This is a genomic window from Acinetobacter sp. (genome assembly GCF_045628685.1).
In the GTDB taxonomy this organism is placed as follows: domain Bacteria; phylum Pseudomonadota; class Gammaproteobacteria; order Pseudomonadales; family Moraxellaceae; genus Acinetobacter.
This window is the reverse complement of the sequence record NZ_JAZQPV010000050.1, coordinates 1-4130: the sequence shown is the minus strand read 5'-3', so window position 1 is coordinate 4130 and position 4130 is coordinate 1. Positions and strand designations below refer to the sequence as shown.

Below are 4130 nucleotides of genomic sequence, written 5' to 3'. Positions count from 1 at the left end.
ATTCTTTTTGCGTAAGTCCGCTTTCACGCCATCTTTCTACTTCTGCTTTCATTCGTAATCTCTGATCCATTACTTTGTCTTTTTCTACAAAGTAAAGTCAATCAAAAACGCGCGGCAATATGGGTTCGTCGGGCGCTTACGAACAATATCCCTGCAATAAAATGTAAGCTATGCTTTGGAACTAGAATCCCCACTTTCTCATCAGGCCTCATATAACCCAAAACACCTACGAGAAGATAAATAATTACCCAGCACATAAGTACCGCGAACATTTTATCCCAGAGTTTAAAAATAATAATCGCTGATATAAGCAGATAAAAGTGCACTTCTTCCAGGAGTGACCAGAAGACAGGATTGATCATCTGTTTACCGAAAGCCGATGGTATCATCGTACAGTTAACTAAGAACGTTTTGATTGACGGTCAGGGTAAATACGTCGGGACATGCGGGATAACCCTAGGTAGCATAAAAGCGATAATACAACTCAGCCAAAATACAGGATACAAGCGGCTAATTCTTGAAATGACAAACTCAGTGAACGATTTGTTCATAGCAGTCATGGTAACTACGTAGCCACTAATTACAAAAAACAGGGGTACTCCCATGTAACCATATCTGAAAAATACACCTATACCAAAATTGCCGGGGACAATATTATTCACATAATTAAAAGAATCGGTGTAGTGAAAAATAAATACCGACAACGCGGCAATTACCCTGAGCAAATCTAATTCATTTTGGCGAGCAGCTTTGTCTAATAACATATTTCTGTGATAGCGTTACATGTGAGGATGCTGGTAATATATATCATATAAGATTTTTTCTCCTGGGGTTTATACGGTGACCTCCTCCAGGTGGATATTTCGGACATGCTCGCTTATTTTTCGCGAAAACACACTTTCGCGCCATCTTTCAACTTCCGCGTTCTCGTTTCTTAACGTACCATCCTGCTTTGCACCGCGATCCCGAGGTAACCACTTAATCGCTGGGCTTATTTCCGCCTAGTTCAAGTGCCATTTGTACCAGAAGATCATCTGAACGGATCTTTCTTCTACAGTAAGGTCGAATTCATATTCCAAACATTCAGTAAACACCTTTCTTGGACCACCTGAATTATCACAGAAATACTTCCTGGCTCTAAGTTTAACTTCTGCCATTTGACCAGAAATATAAAAGGTAAATCTAAAAGTATTCACAGCCAGCTGCTATGAATTCTGTTACTGTCTTTTCCACAAACGGGATAAACGGACGATTTTTGAAAAGATTATGGCTAAGCTACAGATTAGGAACTTATCCGAGCTTTGCTTGCAGAAACCATAAAATGTTCTTGAATATACTTTTTTACTTCTTCATTATTTTTAGCATGAAAGATCTTGGCACCAGAAAGCTTTGGATATAATTTGTGGTAGCAATTAAAATGGTGCTCTGGTCCCTGTTTTGACAAAATCAAGTTCATTCCCTCAAAATAGCTTGCAAGCACGGAAGTTCCGCCATGAATAGAAACAAAGTGGTTTGCATTGGCATAAACCATTAACTGAAGATGATTGAAATTATTCGCGTTGCCTTGATTTTCTTCATAAAGTGTTTGCATAAGTAATACCTCTGGATGCGTGTTTTCTAACCACTCAAATTCTTTTAAATCATATGTTTCACTATTATCCTCGGTGATATTTTCCGGCCTCGGACGATTATAAATGATTGTATACTCGTTCTTCAAAGTGCTAATAATGTAATCTAGGGTAGGTATGTCAAAATAACTTATTGGGGCCCCACCCCATTCCATATTGTACCTGTTTGCTAAAATCAAAATAGGCTTTTCATAAACATAGATATCGTTCTGGAATTGTTTTTTCAATGGAACAGGAAGCCACTTTTCCATATCATAACTTTGACTGTATAATATTCGGGGAATGTCAAAATTATAATTTCCTTCGTTTGTTCTTTCATCAAACTCTTCAATATGATTGTCAGAAAAATAGTAGAATTCACGCGTAGACTTCGACGAGCACGTGCTATTCAACGTGCCATTTCGATAATGCCAATATGCAAAAGGGAGGACAAATTGAAGCTCTGGGCCGAATTCCCCACTGAAGGTAATATCTTTATATCTTTTTTTGGAGACATAGTCCTTGATGAAAAATTTCAATTGAGCAAGCTTACTATTAAAGGTGTCTCTATAAAAATACCTAAGTTCTTGGGGAACGTTTGGATATCTTACTCTCGTATAAAGGCTAAATAGCTTGTTAGAAACAGTCGAGGGCATAAATTTTTTTCTATAAAGATAATAAAAATCCTAATCTTTTAAACAAAAACCCATATACAATCATGTAATTTCAAGTGCGGTAAAGGTAGAGACAAGCACGCTTTTTTCAAAAATTATGTTACCTTAGAATCATTGAATTCAGTGGTCTATTTGGCTCGTATATACAAAATGCTCTTAAAAAATAAAGTTATAATTTTCTTAGGAAATACCCGTTTTGACGGTGATATTAAATCCACATCTTTCTTTATCGCTCAAAACTTGGCGAAAGACAACAGGGTATTCTTTTTGGACTATCCATTTACCCTTAAAGATTATCTTAAAACAAACTTCAACTCAGATGAACTAAAGTTACGGAAAAAACAATTTTCCCCATTTGCTGGTGGAATCATAGACACAGATGTTACCAACTTGAAAATTGTTGTTACCCCGCCAGTTTTGCCAATAAACTTTATTCCAGAAGGCATTATATATAGAGCATTACTTACTATCAATCAGAAAATTATTGCACGGCGGCTAAAGAGAATCTTAAGGAAGATTGGGGTAAAAGATTTTTTATACATCAATGCCTTTAACTTCCACTATCCGGATATCGCAAAGGAGCTTAAGCCTACTTTATGTATTTATCAATGCGTTGATCCGATGATTGTGCCCTACGACATGAAACATGGCATTATATCTGAAGATAAGTTGGTTAAACAGAGTGATGTAGTAATTTGCACGAGTAAAGCTCTTTATGTTGAAAAACGTGTACAGAACCGTAACACTTATTTCGTACCGAATGGAGCAGACTTAGGTCGAAGCAGCCTTGACACCTATATGGCATATCCTGTACATGAAAAGTTGACCTCTGTATCGAACCCCATTATTGGATATTTAGGCACAATCGAGCGTCGGATCGACTATACTTTAGTTCAACAGGTCATAAATGCTAATCTCGATAAAAGCTTTGTTTTTGCGGGACCAATTGCAGAGGAATTTGTACCAATTTCATTTTACAAAATGCCCAACGTACATTTTCTAGGACCTATTGCCCACGGGGACGTCGAACAGGTAATAAGTAATTTTGACATTGCGATAATCCCATTTAAAAAGGATGAGGTAAGTAAAACAATCTTTCCAATTAAGCTTTTTGAATACCTTAGTGCAGGGAAGGCTGTGATTGCAACAGATTTTAATGACGATTTGAAAGATTACACCGAAAACTGCGTTCAGTATTGCAACAATGCTACAAGCTTCAGTGCAGCGATCAATGAAGCGTTATTGCACAACAATGATGATATGAAGCAGATGCGTAAAAGTTTAGCGAGAAAAAACACCTGGGAAATAAGGGCAGAGCAAATTAGTGGAATTTTGAGTTCTCATTTGACGTCATAAGCATTCGCCTAGTATTGTAAGTTGACAAAGTATATAATCGTTTCTACCTTGGAATTGCAACACTAAATTGGACATTCAGTTAAGCTGCAATATTTTGTTTATTTGGGTTCTTCCAAATTCCTCCGGGGACATAAACCCAAGGCTGAATGTAATCTTTTGCGGTTGTTAGCTACCTGAATGCCAAAATTACTTCCCCCAGCAAAACCAAGATTTTCATGTGATTCAATGTATATCAAACCCGGATAGGTTGTCTTAAACAACTTTCCATGACTTTCTTTACAACCGTTATCAACCAAGATTATCTCAGCATCATCTCTCAAAGTATTTGACCTCCCCCCGAAAAACTTGACCCTCTTAAAGTAGAAAAATCGGGCAATTATTGATACCTTAAAAGCAAATAGTTGCTATGAAAAAAAGCAAGTTTACTGAAGCACAGATTGTGTTCGCGATCAAGCAATCCGAAACCGGTGTCGCGGTTTCAGAGGTCTGTAGA

The 4130-nt window shown here is 37.3% G+C and carries 4 protein-coding genes; 2 read left to right on the top strand and 2 right to left on the bottom strand.

What is annotated here, in order from left to right; genetic code table 11:
• Window positions 1-422: 422 nt before the first annotated feature.
• Window positions 423-764, bottom strand: a complete 342-nt coding sequence (locus ACKI4H_RS06580; RefSeq protein ID WP_407304634.1) for an acyltransferase family protein — start codon at window positions 762-764, stop codon at window positions 423-425.
• Window positions 765-1282: 518 nt separating this feature from the next.
• Window positions 1283-2263 (bottom strand): hypothetical protein, encoded by a 981-nt coding sequence (locus ACKI4H_RS06575; RefSeq protein WP_407304631.1) that lies wholly within the window; start codon window positions 2261-2263, stop codon window positions 1283-1285.
• A 150-nt stretch (window positions 2264-2413) separates the two neighbouring features.
• Between ACKI4H_RS06575 and ACKI4H_RS06570 the strand changes: the two genes are divergently transcribed.
• The gene (locus ACKI4H_RS06570) at window positions 2414-3637 is read left to right on the top strand and encodes a glycosyltransferase (RefSeq protein ID WP_407304630.1); all 1224 of its coding nucleotides are present in this window, start codon (window positions 2414-2416) and stop codon (window positions 3635-3637) included.
• Between the two features lie 406 nt (window positions 3638-4043).
• The coding region (locus ACKI4H_RS06565; RefSeq protein ID WP_407304635.1) for a transposase at window positions 4044-4130 on the top strand (87 nt) is incomplete at its 3' end.